Source organism: candidate division Zixibacteria bacterium HGW-Zixibacteria-1 (assembly GCA_002838945.1).
In the GTDB taxonomy this organism is placed as follows: domain Bacteria; phylum Zixibacteria; class MSB-5A5; order GN15; family PGXB01; genus PGXB01.
The window spans coordinates 31,538-56,429 of the sequence record PGXB01000017.1 but is presented as its reverse complement, the minus strand read 5'-3'; the positions used below and the strand labels follow the sequence as shown (position 1 = coordinate 56,429).

Here is a 24,892-nt window from a genome sequence, read left to right as displayed (position 1 = left end):
TTCTTAAATTTAATTTATCATTTCTGGTCTTCTAACAATTCTCATATTAATTTGTTCCCAGCATTGAGTTACGAACGAGGGCAACCGGGATTGTACCGTATGATAGCAGTTTATTATGAATTTCCTTAATCTTTAATCCGGGATTATTTTCTCGATAACTCTTCAGAAGTTTGTCAATTTCCAGTTGACCGATAAGATAGCTCAACGGCTGGGTCGGCGACTGGGTATAACGGTTGACTTCAGCCTCGGCATTACTCCTTTCAAGGCGCGCGACATCCACCAGCATATCGACCGCATCTTCATAACTGCAGCCATGCATGTGCAGGCGAACATCAAGAACGATACGGCAGGCGCGCCATAATTGATCCTTCAATTGAGTCAACTGCGTCTTATTATCACTGTAATATCCCTGTTCATTCATCATTTTCTCGCAGTACAACGCCCAGCCCTCGGCAAATACCGACGTCCCGAAGATTCGCCGGATTCTTGAATCCACCCGGTTGGCATGACAATACTGAAGATGATGCCCCGGGTAGCCTTCATGAAGCGTTCGGACCGAAATTGCGGCCCGACTGTGTCCGGCCAATTGCTCCTTCTGTCTCTGCCGGTCGGCCTTTTCATCGACAGGCGTCACCCAGAATATTCCCTCATGGGTCTTTTCGAAAGGGGGGGCGACAAATAGGCCGCATAAGGATAAGTGTTCCGATGGCTTGCGGGCGTCTCAATAACTTTCAGCGATTCCCCGTCCGGAATGGATACAAGATCATTTTCGAGCACAAACTTGCGGGACTTGATGATCTCGGCGCGATAATAATCAAGCAGGGCTTCCTTTGACGGAGTATCATTCTTGATTATTTCAATCACTTCGGTCCAGTCCGCCTCGGGACTGATTCGCCCGGCCAGATTTTTGATTTCCCCAATGGTCGTCTCAATAAATTTAAGGCCGATTTTCTCGATATCTTCCGGATTGTATGGCAGCAAATGAAATTCCCTGAGAAGAAATTCGAAATATTCCCTCCCGGCGGCAAAATCACCTTCCGGCTTTTGCGACAGTTCATTCGTCAGAAACTCAGAGTAATGCTTGAAGGCTTTCGATGCCAGTGTGGCCGCGGCCAGCATATCATTCTTCAGGCCGTCTGCCTGCACTGCTATATTCAAGATGATGTTGGAAAAAAAACTTTGAGCCGACTGCGCCGATGCCTGACCGATCTTATTCCAGACCGCCGGGATCGAGTCGGCATCGCCGAGATTCTCCATACCCTGCTGCAACAGCCGCGGGACCTGCTTCAGCCTGCTTATAAGAGCTTTATAACGGATCTCTTCCGGCGCAAATTCACGAAGGAGAAGCGCCATGCATGAAAAAACAGCCAGATTAACATAAATTGAAGGGTCTCGGCGATAACGGGAAAACAATCTTTCGGAGATGATATCTTTCTTTAACTGGCCTTCAAGAATTTTAAGATCAAGCATTTTGTCCTGCGTTAAGGTCCCGCTGTTTTTGAAACCCTCCAGCCGGGCAAGATATTTTTCTTCCCTTTGAATAAACTGCAGAAGACTCCGTTGATCGACCTGGTCCAGCTCACAATCATAATCATGAATCCCCTCGAAAGTGGCCTCGGTCGGCTTAAACCGCCAACGCTCCAATAGGAATTCATCAACCAGCTTATCAAATGCATGATTGTCGTATCCGCTGTTATTCATATGTTATAATTTTCTGCGAAATCGAATTGCTATAGTTCGTGACCTGGTCGACAAATGCCTCAAGTCGGGTCTCCTCGCCGGTATCTTTAAGTCCTTCGTAGCTTATATTAAGCCATGGGATATCATGAAAATCATGTGAGACTTTTCTTGACAGTGAACTTACAATGGTTCCCGGCATGCAATTAAACGGCATGCAGTTGATGATTCCGGAAGCGCCTCTTCGGACAAAATCAATCGACTTGCCGATGGACAGTACCGCCTCGCCCCTGACTTCAATCGGTAAATATGGGGCCGCCAGCTTTGTAATATTGATCACCGAATCTTCATGGTCAATCGGCAAATGTCGGTCAAATGACTTTTCCATTTTGTGTTCATCGCGGCTCTGAATAATCTGCTGTAAATATGCCGCCACAACGCCTTTCCAGTTCTTTTTATAAATCGAATCCAGGCGAAACGTATACGTCGTGTAATTGACCCACTCGGCCAGGGTGGCCAGTTTGACTTCCATGCCCAGTTTCTCGAGCTTGGTTATCAAATGATTATTGGAGAAACGATTGTTGCGAAGGTAAATTTCTCCGACCAATCCGACCACCGGTCTGGGATTGCCGAGGACGGGAATTTGGCTGAATTCTTTTGCAGCTTCCTTTGCCAGATCCACGGGATCGCCGCCGGCAAGGATATGATCCTGGACCTTGTGAAGATACTTATAATAGACTTTTTCGGCAGTTCCTTTTTCTGTTTCATATGGTCTGGTCTTTAACAGGCTCTTGATCAGACAGTCAACGAAAATAACCGATCGCCACCCCAATTTACGAAAGGCACCGGTGCCCAATCCGAACTCGGAATATGAGTTGTTTGAATTGGGTGAAAATATCGGAACATTCGGATAGCCCAATTCATCCAGCACGATACGATGATATTTACTGTACTGGCCAAAGCGGCAGGGGCCTTCCGCGCCAAACATCAGGAAAACGGAATCATCCGGTTTGAAATCTTTTGATTTAACCTGGCGAATCATATCGCCGGTAGTGACAACGCATGGAAAACATTCCTTCCCGGAAGTAAACTTCTTACCATAGTAAAGGCTGGTTTCATCCGGCTCCGGCAGGACCTCGGCATTGACGCCAAATCTTTTCAGACTGGCGGCGATGGGATAAGCGTGATCACACATGTTCGGTACGTAAACAATTTTATTGCGGGGCGAAAATTTCTTGCCGGTCAGACTGAACTCCGAAACAGAGGGGTGATATGAGTAAAAACGTAGTGAATCCAGAAAGGCTTCGACCCTCGTGATTAAACCGGCATCAGCCGAATGTTCATCCAATTCGAGTTGCAGGTAAGGCTTCCCTGACATCAGCCGCCTGAAAAAATGAGTTATAAACGAATCGGGGCCGCATCCGAAGGAGGTCAAATATACGGCGTACAAATTAGGATGCTTTCTTATAAAACTTGCCGCCGCCATTATTTTTCGTCCATACAGCCAGTACATGGTGGCGAGGTCCTTAGTATCGAGATCCAAAGGCAGGAAATCAATTGGAATTACCTTCAGCCCCATTTTCCTAATCTTGGAAGGAATCTCCAGCGATAATCGGCGATCGATGCCGTTATATGGCCGGCTGACCAGCACAATGCATTTTTCATCCGGCTCGAGGGAATCCAAAATTTCCTTCCCCTTGGTTATCAACCCGCTTCGGAAAAGATCGTAAGCCTTCATGCCGTTCTCTATGGCCCGTTTCAGATCTTTATCTTTTGCATGTAATACTTTAAGGAGAGGTTGTAAGTGGCTGAACATTTTAGTTTTATTTCTGACGATTCTTATCGGAAGGCCGATGTATTCAATGCCGGCGGCCTTGAAATCAAATTTTGCATTAATTGTATTTGAAATCGATTGCACATAAGGACATATATAACTGCCCTTTTCCATGTTCTCGTTTTCCGTAAACTTGATTATTCCGGGCAGGAAAATATAGTCCACCTGTTTCTTGATAAGATTCTGGACATGACCGAAAGTCATTTTGACCGGAAAACAGGTTTCGGCGGAAAACATTTCCAGTGAATCTTCGACGATTTCATGATTGGAAAGATCCGAATTAACCACTTCAAATCCAAGTGTCTCAAAAAAGGCTCTCCAATAAGGAAAGTATTCAAAAAATTGAAGGATCCTGGGAATACCGACTCGACCTTTAACCGGCTTGCTTGTATCATGTTCGATGTATCTCTTCATCAGCAGCCGCTGCCGGAAATTGACATAATCCGGAATCTTTGTTTCTTCTTCCTCACGCCGCTTAACATCGTATTTTTCACAGCGGCTTCCGTAGTAAAGCGGCTCCTCTCCCTCGACTTCCACCTTGTGGATTTCGCACATATTGGAGCAATCTTCACAGGTAAAGGTGCTCAGGACATATTTTCGCCGGGAAAGATCAAATCCCTTGAAATTCGAACCGTTCCCCTGGTCGACTTCCATCGCCAGGATGGCGGCCCCTATTGCGCCCGTGACATCATGATGAGGCGGAACCGTGACCTTTTTCCCCGTTAACTTTTCGAAGGCCGCCACGACGCCTTTGTTCCAGGCGACTCCTCCCTGGAAGAATATATTGTCACCAACCTTACGATCTCCGACCACCTTGGTCAGGTAATTTGATGCTATGGAATAGGCCAGACCGGCAATCAGATCATTGGTAGAGGCCCCGCCGCGCTGATGGCTGACCAGATCCGATTCCATAAAGACGGTGCAGCGTTCGCCGCATCCGACCGGGCATTCGGCCGCAAGCGCCCGATCTCCGAACTCACGTTCAATATTGATATCCAGTTTCTCAGCCTGTTCCTGTAAAAAGGATCCGGTCCCGGCGGTACAGGCCTTATTCATTTCGAAGTCGATTACGGTCTTATTATTTAAAGAAATATATTTTGAGTCCTGACCCCCGATTTCAAAAATCGTATCAACGGTGGGATCAATATTGATAGCCGCTGTCGCCTGGGCTGTAATTTCGTTTTTTATAATATCCGCTCCCACAAAATCGCCTGTAAGATATCTTCCGGAGCCGGTTGTACCAACACCCACCACCTTGACTCGAATGCCGACCTCATCCCCGATTTCCTCAAGACCGCGCCGGACAGCTTCGATTGGCCGTCCTTCGGTCATTAAATACCGCCTGGCAACAACATTTTTGTCCTTATCTATTAGAACCAGGTTGGTCGAGAGAGAGCCCACGTCGATCCCGAGGTAAACTTCAAGATTATCAATATTTTGAGTATATTTTTGGGCCGTAATAGCATAGTATTTTGAATCCGGGTAATCAAAAGTAAGCCTTTCACGGCCATTTTGCTGGATTTCCCGGTAATTCAGGTAACCGGAGATCTTGTGGGTGTCTATAAGAGCGGATTGGCTTTTGGTTGATTTACCGGCCATCATGGCCGCGCCGATGGCGCCAATCACGTTGAAATGTTCTGGGACGATCAATTGACCATCTTCGATTTCCAATATATCAGTGAACGCCCGGATAACACCCGGATTGGCCGCCACCCCCCCTTCGAAAGCGACCGGTGGGATAAATTTCTTACCGCGGGCGATGGCGCTCTTAAAATTGCGTGCGACCGCATAACAGAGGCCGGCCACAATATCAAAATCGGGAGTGGCGATTTGCTGAAGGTGGATCATGTCGGATTTGGCAAAGACCGAGCATCTTCCGGCAATGCGTGGTGGGTTTTTCGATTTCAGAGCCAGTTTTCCGAACTCTTCCTCGATAGAAATTTTAAGCCTGCCGGCCTGCTGGTCCAGGAACGACCCGGTTCCGGCGGCACAAAGATTGTTCATGCTGAAATCGACAACGACTTTCTTGACCGGGTCAAGCTGGATAAATTTGGAATCCTCCCCGCCCATTTCGATAATTGTTACTATTTCCGGATATAACGCAAAGTTGGCAATGCTTATAACATTAATCTCGCCAAAGGCGTCCCCTCCCAAAATTCCGACGGCAGTCTTGCTGCCAATGCCGGTAAAGCCCAGATTGACAGGGACATTCTTGTATTCCCTGAATTCATTATCCAGAAGGCTTTTTAATGTCTGGTATGGTCGCCCGTGAAATCTGCGGTAAATGGTCCTGATAATGCGCCCGGTGTGGTCCAGCGCGGCTATTTTTACCGATACTGATCCGATATCGATTCCTAATAACGGTCTTTTTGATTGCATTTTATTAACCATTGGCACTGGCCATTGATAAGCATTTTAGTACTTATACGCAATGATATTTTGCAACATTTTATCGCTTTGAATTATTGCATGCTTCATATATATTCAAATCCTATAAAATTATGAGACTGTTGATACAAAGAGTTACGGCCGCTTCGGTGTCGGTCGATGGCGAAATTATCGGGAAAATCGGAAAGGGTTTTCTCGTTCTGGCCGGTTTTCGCAAAGGTGATGTGAAAACTGAAATAAAAAGACTGTCTGACAAATGTATTAATCTGAGAGTCTTTGAGGATGACGACGGCAAGATGAATCTATCACTGCTGGATACAGGCGGTGAATTGTTGGTGGTTTCGCAATTCACTCTTTATGCCAATTGCAAAAAGGGCCGTCGTCCCGGTTTCGATAACAGCATGCCTCCGGATGAGGCCGAAAATTTTTACAATTTACTTCTGAATGAAATGGCAGCCTCGGGCCTGAAGGTTGAAAAAGGCGTATTTGGCGCCAAAATGGAAATCAGCCTGGTCAATGACGGTCCTGTCACGATATTGCTCGATGGCGACGAAATATTATAATTTAAAATATCTTCTCGATAAACAGAGGCTTGTTTTGGCCTCGGGTTCACCCAGGAGGGTTTTTCTCCTGCAGGAGGCCGGAATAGAATTCCGCCAGATAATACCGGATATTCATGAAGATAACAATCTTCATACCGAGCCCTACCGCCTGGCGACCATTTTGGCCGAGAAAAAGGCCGAGGCGGTTCTGGACAAAATTTCCGGTGATGAAATCGCTCTCGGCTGTGACACTATTGTTATTCTCGATGGTAAAATCCTTGGGAAGCCGGTTTCGCCCGCTGATGCGGTCGATATGCTGACGCAAATGTCGGGGCGGATGCATGTTGTCTGTTCGGCCGTGGCCCTTATGGATAAGGGCCGTAATCTGGCCAGCGGTTTTGAGCTGACCGACGTCTATTTTAATGCGGTCACGGAAAGGCAAATTATCGATTATGTTGAAACCGGCGAACCGCTTGACAAGGCGGGTTCTTATGGGATTCAGGATCTGGGTGTTTTTTTGGTTGACAGAATAGTGGGAAATATTGATAATGTTATCGGTCTGCCGCTTGTGTTATTGGATGGCATCGCCGGCAAAATGGCTGAAATAAAGGGTTTTTATGGAATATGATTATAAAGAAATCGGCAAGGTTCTGAAAAAACGCCGTGAAGAACTTCAATGGCAATTGGATGAAATCGCCGAAAATATTAAAATTTCCGAGAGCTATCTTATAGCAATCGAGGATGGGCAGATAGACCAGCTGCCTTCCAAAGTATTCTACAACCTGTTTGTTCGTTCCTATGCCAAGGAGCTGGAAATTAATTCGGAGCAGCTTCTGGAAGATTTGGCCAAACCGGAAAATGTCGCCGTAGCCGGCAATGGGGTGAATGGTGAGACCGCCGCCGAAGAGAAAACAGCCGGGAAAGGCAAGAAATCATTCTTTTTTATCCTGGCTGCATTTGTAGTTATCATTGCGGCTTACCTTCTTTTTTCGGGCATGCTGGATAAAAAGCCTGCATCTGATGCCGGTATAGGGGTGGATTCTTTATCCGGCCTGGCGGGTGGTCTGCTCTCTGATTCCATGGCTCAAAGCGACACGACCGAGCCGGAAATTATATTGCCGGACCCGCTGAACCTGCGAATAATTGCTACCGACCTGTGCTGGGCTCTTATAGTTTCCGATACCGATACGGTTTTTAATGCAAATATGGAAGCCAATGCCATAAAGAATTATCAGGCCTATTATAATTTCAAAATCTCTCTGGGAAATCCGGCCGGCGTCCAGATGGCTCTTGACGGTATTCTTTTACGCACCCTTTCCGGTACCGGCGGTCCGGTGCGTGATGTAACGATCAATCGGGAAAATATGAAAGATTTCTTTCTGTTTCCCAAAGAAGAAGAAAGTGAAAGCAATAAAACAGATAGCGGCTCGCTTTAAATTGCGGGTGCTTTGCAGGAATCATCAGGCTCAGCCTATTTCTCTTCCGGGCGACTTGGCGCGGGTGAGGAATGTTCTTGTATGCCTCCCGCCCGGACAACGCGAGCTGACCATGATAAAACTATTGCTTCCCGATTTATCGCGTATTTTTGCTGAGTCGGAAATTTATCTGATGGCCACGCCCGGCAGCTCTGTTTATGATATCTTCCCGCGCAAAGGATATCGAATTATGACCCCGTCTTCCGACCATATCGCGTGGAGCGGCTTGGCCAGCAAAAAATATATTAATTTGCTGAAAGAAAACAACTATGATGTAATAATTGATCTGAATCTTGCTCCCAATTGCCTGACGCAGTCGGTTCTGCTGGCCTTTCCGGGGGCAATCAGGATTGGTAAGGGAAACAGTATCGGCGCCCCTTATTACAATCTGGAGATCAAGACAAAATTTATTCGTGATGAAAAAAATATTTACAAGTCCATTATTTCCACGATAGAAAAATTAAAAAGTTCTGCGCCGGCTGATATTGACCGAACCACTCAATAATTTTCCGGAGGAGTAGTGTATCTAAAAAGACTGGAGCTTCTCGGTTTTAAATCATTTCCGGATAAGACTATTATTAAGTTTACTCCCGGAGTTACCTCGATTGTCGGACCAAACGGATGTGGCAAGACAAATATACTTGATTCCATACGCTGGGTTCTGGGCGAGCAGCGAGTATCTCTGCTGCGCGGCAGCAAAATGGAAGAAATAATTTTTAACGGCACCCATGATGTCAAACCGCTCGGCATGGCTGAAGTAACGCTGGTCATTCAAAATAACCGCGGGGTCCTCCCGACCGAATATTCCGAGGTCCAGATTACGCGCCGGCTGTTTCGTTCCGGCGAATCCGAGTACCTCCTTAACAAGGTCCCCTGCCGCCTGAAAGACATTTCCGATCTTTTGATGGATACGGGCGTCGGCTCCCACATATATTCGGTTATTCAGCAGGATATGATTGAGGCCATACTGTCCGACAAAGCCGATGAGCGGCGTTTTCTTTTTGAAGAAGCGGCCGGCATTTCCAAGTACAAAAATCGTAAAAAGGCCGCTGTGCGCAAGCTGGAGGCGACAGAGGGTGATCTCCTCCGCCTTAAGGATATTGTGGCCGAGGTCAATTCCCAGGTCAACTCTCTTCACCGACAGATGAATAAGGCGCAAAAATACAAAAGCCTTTCGGAAGAATTAAAAGGATGGGAAATATATCTCGGCAAGAATGCGGTCGGTGAACTCCAGCTTGAAAAGCGACGCCTGTTGAGCGAACGCGACAACCTTTCCGACTCCAAGATTAAACTGGATACCAATATTAATTCCCTGTCGGCCCGGCAGGAAGAAGAACGGAAAAAATTGACCGACATAGACCGGGAGCTTTCGGAATTATCCAACCGGATATATGAGAAGTCCGAGGCGGCCCATTCGATCGAAAAAGAGATTACGGTTCTGAGGGAAAGGCGCGATAATTCGCGGCAATTGATCGAGAAAAATCGGCTCGATATCGAGGCCTACAAAAAACGCGGGGAAATTCTTCTGGAGCAGATCGGGCAGACCGAAGATGATCTTAAAAGTTTGGATGAAGAACTGGTCCGGGTTGAAGCGGATATAAAAGAGGCCGAGCAGAACCTTGCTCAGGCCGATGATTTGATATTGAATGCCCGTCGCGCCCGGGAAAGTCTCGGGCAGCAGCTCATGTCCCTGGAAAGCCGCCTGTCGGCTGGTAAAACGGATGACAGCAATATCAAGGAACAAAAGACCGAAATAGACTCGAATCTCGCCGCCTTTCAACAGCAGAAAAATGAAATTTTGCGCCTGAAAGAACAATTAATCGAGAAAAAATCGATTATTGAAAATAAACTTGTCGAACTGAAAGCAAGCGCCGGCGAATCGCAGACAAAGCGGGAAAATCTCGAGAAAGAGATTACGGATCTTGATCAGCAGCTTGATGAGGTATCCGGAGAGATCTTCGATCTGACGGCATCGCTGGAAGCTGCCGAGGCCCGCAGCCATCTTTTGAAAGAAATGGTCACTCATTACGAAGGTTTCAGCTCCGGTGTTGTGGCGGTTATGGAAGATAAAGAGCGCTGGCCCGGTTTGATGGGGACAGTCGCTGACAGCCTGATACCCAAAGAGGGGTTTGATGAAGCGATCGAAGCTGCTCTTGGAGAAATCGCCGGTTTTATGCTGTGCCGCGACCGGTCAACCGCAGAAGGAATTATTGAATACCTTAAGAATGAAAGCAAAGGGAAAGCCGGATTACTGATAACCTCAGGCGTCGAGGCAGTCGGCGAAACGACTCGCCCGGTATTAAACGGCGACGGTTTTCTTGGCTGGGCCGATGAGTTCGTAATAGTACCCGAGGAACTCAAAACCCTGTCCAGATTGCTTCTGTCCAGAGTAGCCATAATTAAATCTGAGAATACGAATAGTATCGTCAATCAACTTCCCCCCTATTTCGCTGCGGTAACGACCGATGGCCGGAGATTTGACGGAAAGGCAATAATATCCGGCGGCGCCCGTGAAGGTTTATCCCTGCTGGGCCGAAAAGAAAAAATCGATCAACAGGACCAGGCTACAAATGAAATCAGATCGAAACTCAATCTGGCCAGGGAATCGCGAAATCGCATAACCTCTTCACTCGGAGCAAGACAGGCGGAATTAAGGTCGGTTATTGACAGGCAGGAAAATCTTAAGGAGGAAATAGAGGCAACAGAGAGGGAGTCCACCGCCAATCAATATGAATATCAATCGATGGAAAATGATCTCGCAAGGCTTAATAAACAAATCAGTGAATCGACCACAAAACTTGAAGCGCTGAACAGCCGTCAATTCAGTCTTAACCTTAATTATGATCAATTGGCCAGGGAAAAAGACGGGTTGATTAAAGCCTTCGAAGAGCATGATGCCAAAACCGTCGAACTCGAAAAGACTTCTCAGGAAGCGGAATCCAAATACTCGAATCTGCAGATTAATCAGATTGAGCTCAAGAGTCGTCACGAACAGCTTGAAAGCCAGATCAGGCATACGTATGAACTTATTGCTGAAATCGATTCCAACAGCCAGACGAAAGCGGAAGAAATCATCAGGGCCGAAAGTGATATCGACACCGCCGCCGGACGGATAATCGAACTGGAAAAAAGTCTAAAGGAGACTTTTGATTCCCGTTCCGCAATCAGCAGCCAGCAATCGGCCGTTCGCGATCAACATACCGTTATAGAGGAGGAACTCGATTCCCGAGAGAAAGAGATAAAGGCTCTTCGTCACTCCCGCGAGGAATCCAGCAACAATCTGCATTCGATCGAGATCAGAATAGCGGAAATTGAATCGGAACTGCGCAATATCGTTCATAACATGAAAGAAGAATATGATATTGAAATAGAGGAAACTTCCGTTCAGCCGCCATCCACGGAAGTGCCGCCTGAAGAGCGGACCAGGCGGATGCAGGAACTCAAAGAAAGATTGAAAGAATTCGGCGCTGTCAACCTCCTGGCCCTCGAAGAATTCGATATCGCCAGAGAACGCCAGGAGTTTCTGACGACCCAGATGGAAGATCTTCTCAATGCCAAGTCCACTCTCCAGTCAACCATATCGAAAATCAACCAAACGGCGCGCCGACTTTTTCTGGAGACATTCGAAAAGGTTCGGGAGAACTTCAAGCAGGTCTTTGAGGAACTTTTCACCGGAGGTGAAGCCGATGTTCGCATGATCAATGAAGATGATCCTCTGGAATCTCCGATTGAGATTATTGCCCGCCCGCGCGGCAAAAAGCTTCTGTCAATAGCGCAGATGTCCGGCGGCGAACGAGCCCTGACGGCGATATCCCTTTTGTTTGCGATCTATCTGGTCAAACCGTCCCCGTTCTGTATTTTGGACGAAATCGACGCGCCGCTGGATGATGCCAATATTCATCGTTTCCTGAGAATCATCAAGACTTTCTCGGAACAGACGCAGTTTATCATCATCACCCACAATAAGATTACCATGGAGGCCGCCGACATTCTTTACGGCATAACCATGGAACAGCCCGGTGTCTCAAAAGTGGTCTCGGTCCGCTTTAATGAAGATGAGGATGACGATCATCTTATCGATACTGCTGTTGGTGACGGCATGAGGCCGGTAAGAAATGACTTGCCGGAATCGGTTATAGAGAGAATGACCCCCAGAATAAATATTCAGCCGGTCGACAGTCCGGATACCGAGTAGAGACGTATCAATAATATATGTTTTCGAAAATAAAAAAGCTCAAGGAATCTCTGTCCAAGACCAGGGACAATATTTTTGGTAAAATCGGGCGCCTTGTGAGCGGGCGAAAAATCGATGACGATTTGATCGATGAAATAGAAGAAATCCTGCTTAAGGCCGACATTGGCGTTGGTGCCACCGATAAAATAATCGAGAATCTTCGTGAGCAGGCTCGGGCGGAGCGGATAGTCGACTCAGATGAAGTCTTTCGCCTGCTGAAACAGGAAATGACTGGGATTCTGGTAAAAAACCGGAAAGGTACGCTGCTTGATAATGGATATAAACCGGCGGTCTGGCTTATCACGGGAGTTAATGGAACCGGTAAGACCACTACGGTCGGCAAGCTTGCCCAATACTTCAAAGCAGACGGAAAGTCCGTTATGATTGCCGCCTGCGATACTTTTCGGGCAGCCGCGGTTGAGCAGCTCGGCATCTGGGCCGAACGCTCCGGAGTGGATTTTGTCAAAGCTCATGCCGGGGCCGATCCGGCAGCTGTCGCTTTTGACGCCGCCACCGCCGCCAAAAACCGAGGTATTGACCTGCTGATAATCGATACCGCCGGGCGGCTTCATACCAAAGCGAATTTAATGGAAGAGCTGAAGAAAATCAGGCGCGTAACCGAGAAAGTTATTCCCTCAGAGCATATTTATTCAAAGCTGATCATAGACGGCACGACCGGGCAGAATGCCGTTTCACAGGTCAAGGTTTTTACTGAAGCGGTGGGATGTGACGGCCTGATTGTTACCAAGCTTGACGGGACGGCCAAGGGCGGCATAATGATTGCCATTGCCGAGGAGCTGTCGGTACCGGTCGATTTTATCGGGATCGGTGAAAAAATCGAGGATTTGCAGCCCTTTGATGCCCAGGAGTATGTGGAGGCCCTTTTTGAAAGTTGAGCAGATTCAGGTCAAGACGCATCAGCGTGAAGAACTGATCGATGTCACAAATACAGTGCAGGATTTTGTCAGAAAAACCGGCATTGAAGAAGGCATCCTCTTCCTGTATGTTTCGCATACTACCGCAGCCGTGACCATCAACGAAAACGCCGATCCCGATGTCAAGAGAGACATCTTATATAAATTAAATAAGGAAATTCCTCAGAATGATGGATATCATCATGGTGAGGGAAACTCCGATGCCCATGTCAAATCTTCTCTGCTTGGACCATCGCTGCAATTGATAATTTCTGATGGAAAACTGTTGCTGGGGACATGGCAGGGCATCTATTTCTGCGAATTCGACGGACCGCGAACCCGCAAATTACATCTTAAGGCTGTTGAAGGTTAATGTTTCGCATTAATATCACTACTCTCGGCAAGAATAAAGACAAATGGGTTGATGAAGCGGTCGCGCATTATTTGAAGCTTCTTAAGAAATACGCTGATATTCAAATTTATTACCTTCCCGACGTCAAGAATTCAAAAAGCCTGAGTAAGGCGGAACTGATCGACAGGGAGCAAGTTATATTTGAGAAAAATTTGAAATCGGATTACATCATTGCCCTGTCCGATAAGGGCCGTTCATTTAATTCGGAGAAATTTGCGGAATTTCTGTCCCGGCTTGAGCGTGATTCTCGCGGATCGGCCGATTTTATAATCGGCGGTGTCTATGGCCTGTCGAGCCAATTCATCGACAACTGTCAATCAGTGCTGTCCCTCTCCCCTATGACCATGTCGCACCAACTGGTTCGCCCGGTATTGCTGGAGCAGCTTTATCGCGGCTTTTCAATCCTGGCCGGCGGATCTTATCATAAATAAAGAAAGAGCCGGTCGATGATCGACCGACTCTCCTTTGAAGGAAATATGTACCGCAATAGTCAGATTTATTTGAGCAGGGTCATTTTCTTTTTGGCCGTAAACTCTCCGGCCTGCACTTTATAGAAATACACTCCCGATGCCGCCATCTGGCCGCCATCGTTCCGTCCATCCCATGTTACAGTGACGATTCCGGGCTGGGCCTCGCCGTCAAACCCTCTGACGAGCTGGCCGTTGATATTATATATGTTCAACTCCCAGTGACAGGCAACCGGCAGTGATAGGTCAATCGATGTTGCCGGATTGAACGGGTTGGGATAGTTCTGGCTGACGGAGAATGTCGACGGCAGCAGGTCTTCGATTTTGCTTGTCCTTATAATATCACCGTGATAGCTGGCCATGGCCGTTTCCACCAGCGAAATATGTCCCTTGCCGCTGTAATTGATCGATATAATCTCTCCTTCACCCGCTTCAATTGCCTGGCCTTTATCGAAGCTGTAGATCAGGACGCGTATTTCATTATCGCCTATTCTGTAAGCCATTCTCATATCATTGGCCATATTGCCTAAAATAGGCATTTCAGGAATCACGCCGTCGTATTCAAAGACGAGCAGGACCGCTCCGACCGGGCATTCACTTTCGGCCGCGATCGAGAGTTTGTTATTTCTTTCGGTAACCGTCAAATCAACCTCAAGCATACTGGGAGATACTTTCGGAATCGCCGAAGCATCGCCTATAATTACGCGTACCAGGTAGACCAGATCGGCCACGGTCAGAGTAAAGCCGTCGGCATTGACATCGGTGGCCGCAGTCTGTCCGGCTATATTTGTCGTGAAGGCCGAGACCCCATAGATGAAATAGTTGGTGAAGACTACCGCATCAGCGATTTCATAGGCCACGCCGTTCAGGTTAACATCACCGCGGGCGTCGATCGAGTCCGGATGCGTAACACAGATGCCGCCATTATGGAAATAAACACATCTTATAGGGGCAGTCTTGTCACCCTCAAGGCACTCGTCGGGAGCACCCAGACCAAGTGGACGAGATGTCTCGGGATACTGATTGTCAGCGAATTCATCCCACAACATACCGCCGGAACTGTTATATATCCTGGAATCAATGTACAACTGGTCACCGATCGGATTGGCCAGCGAATTATCGCCGCAATCAATCCAGTAGAAGTTGATTGGCAGATACTGACCGCCAAGATTCTGATTGTTGGCGATACGCAACCCTATGACCGATAGAATTCCATTCGGTGAAAGCTGTTCCGTCGGCGGGTGATATGGCCCGTTATTTTGGTCGGCAATACCGACCAGCCTTACCAGACCGGACGGGCAACTTGAACCGCAGGTGGCGTCGGTAATCAGCCGGTAAGTGAAATATTCCCACTGATCAATATCATCACCCTGAACCGCATACGTAAACGAAAGCACGGAAGCATCGTATCCGATCAGCAGGTCAAAACCGCCTATTGGATTACGAGTTTCGGCCATGATTCTCACGGGGACATTGGATCCGACCACATGACAGGAATCGACTTCAATCGAAATATCCACACAGACGGAGCAAAGCGGCGAGGTAAATATGGTCACAAGGAAGGATTGGAGATCCGTCGAACAACCGTCAGTCACCTCGACACAGAACTCATATGTTGAATCAATATTAGGCGGATCAAAGCAGATAATTCCGCTGTCGGCCCGGATCGGGGTGTATGTGCCCATGCCGCACACTTTGGTAATCGTAAGGGCATCGCCATTATTGTCTTTGGCAAAAATGCCGTCGATGCAGAGCGGTTCGGTTTCATCGTCACACCAGGGAACGACAATGTCCGCGGGAACGGTCAGAACCGGCGCTGCGTTGGCCCGGACGTTTACGTTCGTTATGCAGGTATCGGCGCCGCACTGGGATGAGGCGATGATGGTTACCCGATGAAGCCCTGCCGAAGTCACCGGGATACAAACCATGCCCCCGCTATAGCTGCCGGCCGGCAGGATTTTTATGGTTACTTCGGCTCCCACCACACCGGCCGGGAAACAGATTTCCGACGTTTCGGATAAACAGATCAGGGTATCGATGTTGCCGGGGCAGGTTATCTGCGGAACCTGATATAGACTGACATCCGCTTCGATAACACAGGTATCGATGCTGCAGGGTGTGCCGGCAATAACCTTTATTACATAATGGCCCGAAGTATCGGCAAAGAATTTAAGCATCTTCGTCTGGAAGTTGTAAATGCCCGCCGGTTGAATAGTCAATGATGCCGACGATGGTGTAATCGGGACAAGAATCGAGACCGTATCTGGCTGGCACAGTGATACGGAAACCGGCAGACTGGGGCAGCCAATTGAAACATACGCATCAAAGGCCGCATTAACTGCCACATTACAGGTGTCGGCCCCGCAAATATCGGAAGCAATGACTCTGATGTTATAAAGTCCGGCGGTGTCGGCGTAGAAGCAGAGTGAGCCGTTTGAATAATGGCCGAAGGAAACGGTGATATTGGCCGAGGCCGGTGTTATGGTCAGCGGGACGCATATATCACCGGGGTCGCAGATCCTCTTGTAAATGGGCGCCGTCGGACATTGAATATCAGCCGCAGGACCGGTCGTAATCGTTACGCAGAATTCATCCGAATCCGTCGCGCCGCATTCGTCATAAGCTGTCACAGTGAAACAGTACAGGCCTGTATCGGGCGGCATGAAACAAACCGAACCGGTCAGTTCGCTGTACGTTCCAAAAGGCATTACTTTTATCGAATCTATGGAATTATCGGAGTCAACGATATTGATCTTATGGCAGATTTCCTGCAAATCACACTGGAAATAGGTCGTGTCATTTCCGGCATTGACGACCGGGGCCGCATTGAACTCGACATCGACCCGGATCGTGCAGGAATCGGAACCACAGTCGGTCGCGGCTACGACCAGCAGTCGATATGTCCCGGCCGTGTCGGCGCTGAAACAGACCATCCCGTCCGAATAGGCGCCTGTCGGCGAAACCGTAATTTGAGCGTATTCGGGTGAAGCTGCAACCGGTAGACATATTTGCCCTGCACCGCAGAGGAATATGGCGGTATCGGCAGGACATGAAACCACAGCATCCTCGCCGATTACTACATTAAACGTCAAAGCGCATTCATCGTTTCCGCAGGCTGTTTCCGCGGTGACATTAATAACATATATTCCCGCAGTATCGGCCTGGAAACACAGATTTCCGTTTTCAAAGTTGCCATAAGAAGTCGTAACGATGGTGTTAGCCGGAGAAACTCCCAATTCGTAGCAAACAAGTCCCGGACCGCAGAGATATTTGGCCACCGGTTCAAACGGGCAGTCTATTTGCGGCGGTGCAACGGTTTCGACTGTTACAATGGTCCGGTCTTCACTGACAAGTCCGCAGGCGTCATGAACTGTGGTGATTATTTCATAAGTTCCGGCTTCGGTCGGCGTGAAACATACCGTATGTGACAAGGCGTCATAAGAACCGTAATTTGTCTCTATAGTCGTAATATTATAATCGATGTCGGAGATATCCACATCGATACAGATATCACTGAAAACACACTGAAAGACCAAAGTGTCGGGTCCGGAAATAACCAGCGGAGCCGAATTTATTATGGTGTTCACATATATCGTATCCATGTCAATGGCGCCGCAGGAATCGACGGCCTTGATGATAAGCTGACGAATACCGGATACTGATGTCGAGAAACAAGCATAACCGCCATAATAACCGGCTCCCGTGACGGTGGTTTTCGATAAGTTGCCGTCCGGGTCCTGCGCGTTGATCGGAACGCAAACAGTGATTCTGCTGCACGAGAAAACGGTTGTGTCCGCGGCCGTTATAACAGGCGGCCGATTCATAATTACGTTTACGCTGGTGGTGTCGGAAGCAATATATCCGCAGGCATCGGTCGCAGTAATGACAATTCGATATGTCCCGTCGGCCTCCGGCGTAAAGCACACTTCTCCCGTTGCGGGGTCGTACTGGCCTGAGGGCGAGACCGAAATATTGGTAATATTGTTGTTGGCGTCGATTATTTCGACCGGGAAACAAACTTCATCTATTTCACAGACGAAGGCATCGTATTCAGAGGGTACAATTACCTGAGGAATTGAGTTGAAGTTTACCGTGACCACCGTCGAATCGAGATCGTACATGCCACAGGCATCCACCGCGCGAACTTTGATCACGTGTTTTCCGCCGATATTGGGCGTAAAGCAAACGGTCCCGGTAATTTCGTTATAAGCTGCACCCGGCGAAACCTCGACTGCGATAATATTATCATCCACATCGGAAATACCGACCGCCAGACAAATCGTTTTCGGAGCGCAAAGCGACAGAACCGTATCCGGCTGCATAATGGCCAGGGGCGCGGAATTCATGGTGACATTGACGGAGAAAGTGCAACTGTCGACGGCACAATCGGTCCTGGCTATTATTTTCAAATCTTTTTCGACCGAACAATTTGTATAGAAACATACGGTCTGCTGAGAGGCATCATACCAGGCGGATTGAGGATTGACGGTCACGATTGCCCCTTCAGGAATACCGTCCACCGGTATGCAAAGGGTATCCGGATTACAAATAAAGATCGATGTATCAGGCGGACACTGAAGTGACAGTGACTGTCCCTCGACAACCGTCACGATAGCAGTATCAACATCGGTGGCGCCGCAAATATCAACGGCCGTTACGATTATGGCATAAACGCCTGCCCCGTCGGCACTGAAACAGACCAGGCCATCGGCATAGCTGCCGGAATTTGATGTAACTGCATCCAGGTTGCCATCGGAATCATAAGCATCGACCGGAATGCAGATTTCGGAATAATCGCAGGTAATAACAGTGGTATCATTTGCGGCAATTACCACCGGGGGCGAATTCAGATCAAGGGCGATACATATCGTGGCAGTGTCGGCGCCGCATGCGTCACTGGCGACGACGTTAAAGCAGTATGTGCCTGCCGAGTCAGCCGAAAACGTAATCAGACCGGTCGTCGGATTAATATTTCCAATAGGAGAAATAAGATCAAAGTTGATTATGTCGTTTTCGAAATCCGAGGCCCTAACCTGGTACTGATATGTTTCGGCAAGGCTGCAGTTATAAATAGAAGTGTCGCTCGCAATAAGTTCCGGCGCTCTATTAAACTGTGCATTGACGGCAAAGGAGCAGGAATCAAGGCTGCAATCAGTCTGTGCCGTCAGTGTAAACTCATAATTCCCGGCCTGCTCGATATCGAGACAGACATGGCCTTCCTGATATGTTCCAAACGGCGAGACAGTGACAGCCGCATTAACCGGCGAAACCATAACCGGCAGACAAATTGTCTCCGGTCCGCAGATTGTCATTGATGTATCGGGAGGGCAGGTAATACTGACCGTCTCCCCTAATGAAATATTGAAGGTTACATAACAGGTGTCCGATCCGCACTCGGTAGTGGCAATAACTTCAATAACATAAGTGCCGCTGCTGTCGGCATAGAAACACAATTGTCCCGCGGAATATGAGCCATAAGAGGTGCTGACCGACTGGGCTGTGATTTCCAGCGGGAAGCAGAATTCCTGGGGTTGGCAAAGGAAGACATCGGCTGGATCAATCGGGCATGTTATCGAGGCGCCCTCACCCATTGTAACGTTAACGATAGTGGTATCGGCATCCGATTTGCCACAGGAATCGACGGCGGTTGTAACCAGATAATATGTCCCTTCACCGTCCGGTGTAAAGCAAATCTGATTTGTTTCGAAATTGAACTGCCCAATATTATTGGTAATCGACTTTATATTCCCTTCGGCATCAATAATTTCGACATCAACGCAAATATCATCCAGACTGCACAGGAAGGTGTCGATATCCGGAGCCGAAACAACGATCGGAGTCGTGTTCATGACAACATTAATCACCGTGGTATCCATTGCCGTCGCGCCGCAGGAATCTGTCGCCGTTATGATAAATGTGTATTGACCGCTGGTATAAGGCGTGAAACAAACATAGCCGTGCGAATATGCGCCGGTATTAACACTAATGCCCGCAATATTGCCGTCGAAATCAGAAACGCTCACAGGAAAACACTGCGGCGATGGCTTGCAGAGATTAATCTGAAAATCTTCCGCTGAAATGACCACCGGCCGGCTATTGAGGGTGATGTCGATACAGAAGTCGGCCGTATCGGCGCCGCAATCATTCGCTGCCGCGACAGTGAAACAATATAAACCGGAGGTATCGGCCGCAAAATTCAGCAAACCGCTCTGGCTGTTGACCTCGCCGGCTCCGGCAATCAATGTAAACGCGGTCGGATTATTACCGTTTTCGGTTAAGTTTATTTGATATTCAATTGTGCCCGGTTTACAGATAAACATGGACGTGTCTTCAGCAACTATTATCGGAGTACCCTGGAGCACGACATCGACTGCAAATGAGCAGCTATCGGTCCCGCAATCGTTCTCAAGAGTCACGAGAAATTCATGATGGCCGGAAGTCTCGGCATCGAAACAGATTGAACCATTTTCGTAGTAACCGCCCGGCGACACGTTAATAGAGGCATTTGAAGGCGTCATACTTACCGGGAGACATATTTTCTCGGGGGCGCAAAGCTCAATGGTAGTATCGGCAGGACAAGTCAACTGTGGAGTCTCGCCGATGACGACATCAAAAGCGGCGTAGCAGGTATCGGTTCCGCAAGAGGTTTCCGCTGTTATCATGATGACATACATGCCGCTCGAATCGGCCATAAAGCAGAGCTGACCATCGGAATATGCGCCATATGAAGTCGTGACCAAAGCGCTCGATGGACTAATCTCGATGGGGAAGCAGAAGTCCTGAGCCTGGCAGATTCTGATATTCGCCGGGTCAAAGGGACATGTAATTGCAGGAGACTGGTCAAGAGTGACAGTAACGATTGTCGTATCGACATCGGATGAAAAGCAGGAGTCGGAAACGGTCGTGATAATATAATAGATGCCTTCGATCTCGGGACTGAAACAGACCTGTTTTGTTTCGATATTATAGTAACCTGTATAAGACGATATTGATTGAATATTATCTTCGGCATCGAAAATATCGACATCGACGCAAATTTCGCCAAGATCGCAAAGCATCGTGTCGAAATCGGGAGCTGATGTGACCACCGGGGCGGTGTTCAAAATAACTTCAACGATTGTTGTATCGGCATCACTGGCGCCGCAGGAATCGGTTGCGGTAATAACAAACTGATAGATGCCGCTCGTGTCAGGCGTAAAGCAGACATATTTGTGCGAATAGGAGCCCTTACTTACCGTCATACCGGAAATATTATCGTCGATATCGGTGATATCCACCGGGAAACATTGCGGTGACGGCTGGCAGAGTTTAATCTGAAAATCTTCAGGCGAAACCACGACCGGAGCGCTGTTAATCGCCACGGTTATGCATATTTCGACTGTATCACTTCCGCAGAAATCCGAGGCCGCAACTGCAAAGCAGTATTTCCCGGATGATTCGGCATTGAGACTTATCAAGCCGGTTTCAGGATTTATACTTCCGGGTCCGGAAACGAGCGAGTAAGTAATTGGATCGCTTTCGAAATCATTGGCGATGACCGGATAATTTATAATAGATGGCTCGCAAATAAACATAGCGGTGTCGCCCGAGATGATATCGGGTGCCCCGTTGAAGGAAACCTCAACTGCGAATGAACAGGTGTCAGCGCCGCAATCATTATCGGCCACGATCGTAATTTCATAGTGACCGGAAGAATCGACATCGAAACAGATCGAACCGTTCTCATAATATCCAGCCGGCGAAACGGTGATATTGGCACTGGCCGGGGATATTTCTATCGGCAGGCAGATCGCATCGGCGCCGCAAAGGCTGACGGCGGTATCGGCCGGGCAACTGATTTCGGGAATCTCGCCCATGTCGACATTAAAGACCAGTTCACAGGTATCTGAGCCGCAGGCAGCGTCGGCAATGATTTTAATGATGTATGTTCCAGCCGTATCGGCGGTGAAACACAGCCGGCTGCTGTCGGTAATAGATCCATAGGATGTAGACAGCACCACCTCATCCGGAGTAACTTCAAGAGGGTAACAAATTGTCTGTGCGCCGCAGAGACTCTTGCTGATCGGGCCATCCGGGCACACGATCGAAGCACCCTCACCGCTTACGACGGTGACAAAGATAACGTCTTTGCCGGAAGCATAGCATTCATCGGTCGCCGTAACGGTTATCATATAAGTTCCCGCCGCGGACGGCGTGAAACAGACAACTCTATTCTCGGCGTCATAAGAACCGAAATCGGTCGATATGCCGGTAAGATTATCATCGATGTCGAAAACATTGACATCGATACAAATTTGCTCGAAGACGCACTGGAATACTTCCAGGCTGCTTTCCATTTCGACGGTCGGCGCGGAATTGACGGTCACATTTATAATGGTCGTGTCGGATCCACGATTGCCGCACTCATCTTCCGCCTGAATAATGAATGTGTAATCCCCGAACTGCGTCGGCGTGAAACAGACAAAACCGTTAACATACCGGCCATCGCCATAAACATTGATGGCGGTAATATTATTCTCGTGATCGGTTATGTTGACAGGAAAACAAATCTGCTCCAGTTCGCACAGGAAAACGGTACTATCATCAGCAGAAATAACAACCGGCGGATTATCCAGCCCCACCGTGACATTTATCGTGGCCATCCCCTCGGAACCACATATGTCGGCAGCCTTAACAGTAATGGCAAAGGTACCGGATGAGTCGGGCGTGAAACAAACCACGCCTTTTTCGGAATCATAATAACCGGACGGGCTGACAGACACTCCGACGATATCGTCATCGGCGTCTGATATTTCCACCGGAATACATATCTCTTCTATATTGCAGAAATACACTGCAGTGTCAGTCGTCGCAGTGACGGTCGGCTTGGAATTCAACGTAACATCGATATTGATTGAATCGGCATCAATAGCGCCGCAGTCATCTATGGCAGTAATAATTATCGTGCTTGTTCCGGCTCCGACCGGGGTGAAACAGACTTCCCCGGTGATCGAATTGTATATCCCGGACGGCGTAACGGTAATTTGTGTAATATTATCATCAACATCGCTGATGCCGACGGCAAAACATATTTCATCCGGGTCGCAGAGTGACATAGCCGTATCCGGCGCCGCTATGACCAGCGGGGCGGAATTCATGGTAACGTTGACCCCAAACATGCAGCTGTCCATACCGCAGATCGATTCGACAACCACTTTTATATCTTTCTTGACGGTGCAATTCGTATAGAAACAGACCGTGCCGTTAAGGGCATCATACCAGGCGGACGGCGGGTCAACTGTGACGATGGCTCCTTCAGGCAATTCCCCCAGCGGGAAACATAAAGTATCCGGCTGACAGATAAACAATGAAGTATCATTGGGACAAGCTAAAAAGGCGGTCTCTCCCCTGATAACCGTAATAATGACCGTATCAAGGGGAATCGGAGGACAGGATAGCTCGCCCTCACTGCATTTGACGCTCAGACAGCTGTCGACCGCCTGATAAATAAAAACATAATCGGCCGAATCGACATATTCGGGCAAGAAACAGGTTTGGCCCGATGTGTCACTTGTCATATTGAAAGCACCGGGGCCGCTGAGTTGAGTGATAATAACATTTTCGCCATCGGGATCAGTCGCGAAAATATCAAAACAGATCGAATCCGGCGCACAGATATGGAACACCTGATCAGGATTATTCAATATTGGGGTTGAATTGAAAACAATATCAACGCATATTTCGGCCGTATCCGCGCCGCAATTATCCGCAACTTCCACCAGGAAACAATATTGGCCGGGCTGATCAGCCCAGAATTGCAATTCACCGGTATAAAAATTTATTGTGCCAAGATGTGACAGCAACCGGAACCGCAAGTATGTGCTGCTGTCCGGATCATAGGCGTCGATGTCATAATGATAATATTTTCCGCCGAAACAATTAAAAAAGGTTGTGTCGCCGGAAGTTATAATCGGCTTCAAATTGGCAAAAACCTGATATGTTTTTGTGACGATGGTGGAGTCACCATTGCTGTCATATGCCAGGAGTGTTATTTCGAAACTTCCATCAGTCTCGGGAGTGAATTCATAATATGCCTTGACGGGTGGATGACTGGTGGTCGAGACTAATGTCCCCGGACCGGCCAGCAGCTCCACCGTGACCTTCTGATTCAGGTTCGAATCAACTACGACAAAAGTATCATAAATACTCTGGCCTTCGCATAAAGAGATACTGTCGATCGCGGTGAAGTTAACAAAATAAGGCTTTGAATCGGGCGGGCAATCTGGGCAATCGGAAATTGCACCATCTTCCGCTGTTTGGCCGGTGATGGCTTCCGGTTCAATCTCAATTTGCGCCAGAGTGATGTAATCACTTTCAGCGCCAAAATAATCTCCACCCGGAGATTGGTCGCTTTCCGAGAAATTTAACTGGGGGCTGTTGGTTTCCCCAAGGGCATTGACAACTATAGCGGTACTTAAAAAGATTAAGGAAACCACAAGTCGCAAAAGCAGTTTCGGCCTAATCATTATTTCCTCCAAAGGTTCGATTACGCTCCTGATAGCAGTGACTGGTGGTGAGGGTGCTTGATGAATATGATAATACTCGCTTTGTTCCCAAAATGTCACTCATATACCAAGTATTCAGTTCTCGAAAAAAATCGAGTTTAATTAGACTCCGTTATAACCAGGCAAGTATTCTTAAAAATCACTTTAATATACCGGAAAACGTTGTCCTGTCAAGCTATTTTTGGAGCTTCGCGGCCCGCGGAAATTGTTTTCTCACACTCTTTTAACAAATTTTCCGCAGCTGTCCGCGATTGATGTAACCTCTATCTATAAAAGTTAATTTCAACCCTGTGAATCTCACCAAAATGACTATTGCGTCAACTAATTACGCAATTACCTTGCCCTGTCCAAAATCCATCCGACCATAAAGAAAATAATCTCAATTTTGTCCGGAAAAATTGTTGT

At 48.0% G+C, this 24,892-nt stretch carries 12 protein-coding genes; 8 read left to right on the top strand and 4 right to left on the bottom strand.

Annotated elements, in window-relative coordinates:
• Positions 1-46 precede the first annotated feature (46 nt).
• From CVT49_08305 to CVT49_08295, 3 genes are read right to left on the bottom strand one after another with little or no spacing between them, the layout of a single operon-like run.
• Positions 47-643: a hypothetical protein gene (locus CVT49_08305; GenBank protein ID PKK83511.1), complete on the bottom strand. Its 597-nt coding sequence runs from the start codon at positions 641-643 to the stop codon at positions 47-49.
• The gene (locus CVT49_08300; protein PKK83510.1) at positions 631-1,701 is read right to left on the bottom strand and encodes a hypothetical protein; all 1,071 of its coding nucleotides are present in this window, start codon (positions 1,699-1,701) and stop codon (positions 631-633) included. The genes CVT49_08305 and CVT49_08300 overlap by 13 nt, the downstream gene beginning before the upstream one ends.
• On the bottom strand, positions 1,694-5,902 hold the full coding sequence (locus CVT49_08295) for a CoA activase (GenBank protein ID PKK83509.1): 4,209 nt from the start codon (positions 5,900-5,902) through the stop codon (positions 1,694-1,696). Before CVT49_08295 ends, CVT49_08300 begins: the two co-directional genes overlap by 8 nt.
• Before the next feature lie 110 nt (positions 5,903-6,012).
• Between CVT49_08295 and CVT49_08290 the strand changes: the two genes are divergently transcribed.
• Genes CVT49_08290 through CVT49_08255 form a run of 8 tightly spaced genes read left to right on the top strand, consistent with a single transcriptional unit; the run spans position 6,013 to position 13,907 of the window.
• Entirely contained in the window at positions 6,013-6,462 is a 450-nt protein-coding gene (locus CVT49_08290; protein ID PKK83525.1) for a D-tyrosyl-tRNA(Tyr) deacylase, read from the top strand.
• Positions 6,416-7,069 carry a septum formation protein Maf gene (gene maf / locus CVT49_08285; GenBank protein ID PKK83508.1) on the top strand — a complete coding sequence of 218 codons (654 nt, stop codon included), beginning with the start codon at positions 6,416-6,418 and terminating at the stop codon, positions 7,067-7,069. The genes CVT49_08290 and maf overlap by 47 nt, the downstream gene beginning before the upstream one ends.
• The gene (locus CVT49_08280) at positions 7,059-7,877 is read left to right on the top strand and encodes a hypothetical protein (protein PKK83507.1); all 819 of its coding nucleotides are present in this window, start codon (positions 7,059-7,061) and stop codon (positions 7,875-7,877) included. The genes maf and CVT49_08280 overlap by 11 nt, the downstream gene beginning before the upstream one ends.
• Before the next feature lies 1 nt (position 7,878).
• Positions 7,879-8,421 carry a hypothetical protein gene (locus tag CVT49_08275; GenBank protein ID PKK83506.1) on the top strand — a complete coding sequence of 181 codons (543 nt, stop codon included), beginning with the start codon at positions 7,879-7,881 and terminating at the stop codon, positions 8,419-8,421.
• A 15-nt stretch (positions 8,422-8,436) separates the two neighbouring features.
• A complete protein-coding gene (smc, locus tag CVT49_08270) occupies positions 8,437-12,111 on the top strand; it encodes a chromosome segregation protein SMC (GenBank protein PKK83505.1) in 3,675 nt (1,224 codons plus the stop codon).
• Positions 12,112-12,128: 17 nt separating this feature from the next.
• On the top strand, positions 12,129-13,046 hold the full coding sequence (locus tag CVT49_08265; protein ID PKK83504.1) for a signal recognition particle-docking protein FtsY: 918 nt from the start codon (positions 12,129-12,131) through the stop codon (positions 13,044-13,046).
• Positions 13,021-13,437, top strand: coding sequence for a hypothetical protein (locus CVT49_08260; GenBank protein PKK83503.1), 417 nt, complete (start codon positions 13,021-13,023; stop codon positions 13,435-13,437). The genes CVT49_08265 and CVT49_08260 overlap by 26 nt, the downstream gene beginning before the upstream one ends.
• A complete protein-coding gene (locus tag CVT49_08255; protein PKK83502.1) occupies positions 13,437-13,907 on the top strand; it encodes a 23S rRNA (pseudouridine(1915)-N(3))-methyltransferase RlmH in 471 nt (156 codons plus the stop codon). The genes CVT49_08260 and CVT49_08255 overlap by 1 nt, the downstream gene beginning before the upstream one ends.
• Positions 13,908-13,972: 65 nt before the next feature.
• Here CVT49_08255 and CVT49_08250 read toward each other — a convergent pair whose 3' ends face one another.
• The gene (locus CVT49_08250) at positions 13,973-24,448 is read right to left on the bottom strand and encodes a hypothetical protein (GenBank protein PKK83501.1); all 10,476 of its coding nucleotides are present in this window, start codon (positions 24,446-24,448) and stop codon (positions 13,973-13,975) included.
• Positions 24,449-24,892 lie beyond the last annotated feature (444 nt).

Bases quoted from the DNA above. Each gene is read 5' to 3' on its own strand.
- CVT49_08300 (PKK83510.1), bottom strand. From the start codon at position 1,701: ATGAATAACAGCGGATACGACAATCATGCATTTGATAAGCTGGTTGAT.
- CVT49_08295 (PKK83509.1), bottom strand. From the start codon at position 5,902: ATGGTTAATAAAATGCAATCAAAAAGACCGTTATTAGGAATCGATATC.
- CVT49_08290 (PKK83525.1), top strand. From the start codon at position 6,013: ATGAGACTGTTGATACAAAGAGTTACGGCCGCTTCGGTGTCGGTCGAT.
- maf (PKK83508.1), top strand. From the start codon at position 6,416: ATGACGGTCCTGTCACGATATTGCTCGATGGCGACGAAATATTATAAT.
- CVT49_08280 (PKK83507.1), top strand. From the start codon at position 7,059: ATGGAATATGATTATAAAGAAATCGGCAAGGTTCTGAAAAAACGCCGT.
- CVT49_08265 (PKK83504.1), top strand. From the start codon at position 12,129: ATGTTTTCGAAAATAAAAAAGCTCAAGGAATCTCTGTCCAAGACCAGG.
- CVT49_08260 (PKK83503.1), top strand. From the start codon at position 13,021: ATGTGGAGGCCCTTTTTGAAAGTTGAGCAGATTCAGGTCAAGACGCAT.
- CVT49_08255 (PKK83502.1), top strand. From the start codon at position 13,437: ATGTTTCGCATTAATATCACTACTCTCGGCAAGAATAAAGACAAATGG.
- CVT49_08250 (PKK83501.1), bottom strand. From the start codon at position 24,448: ATGATTAGGCCGAAACTGCTTTTGCGACTTGTGGTTTCCTTAATCTTT.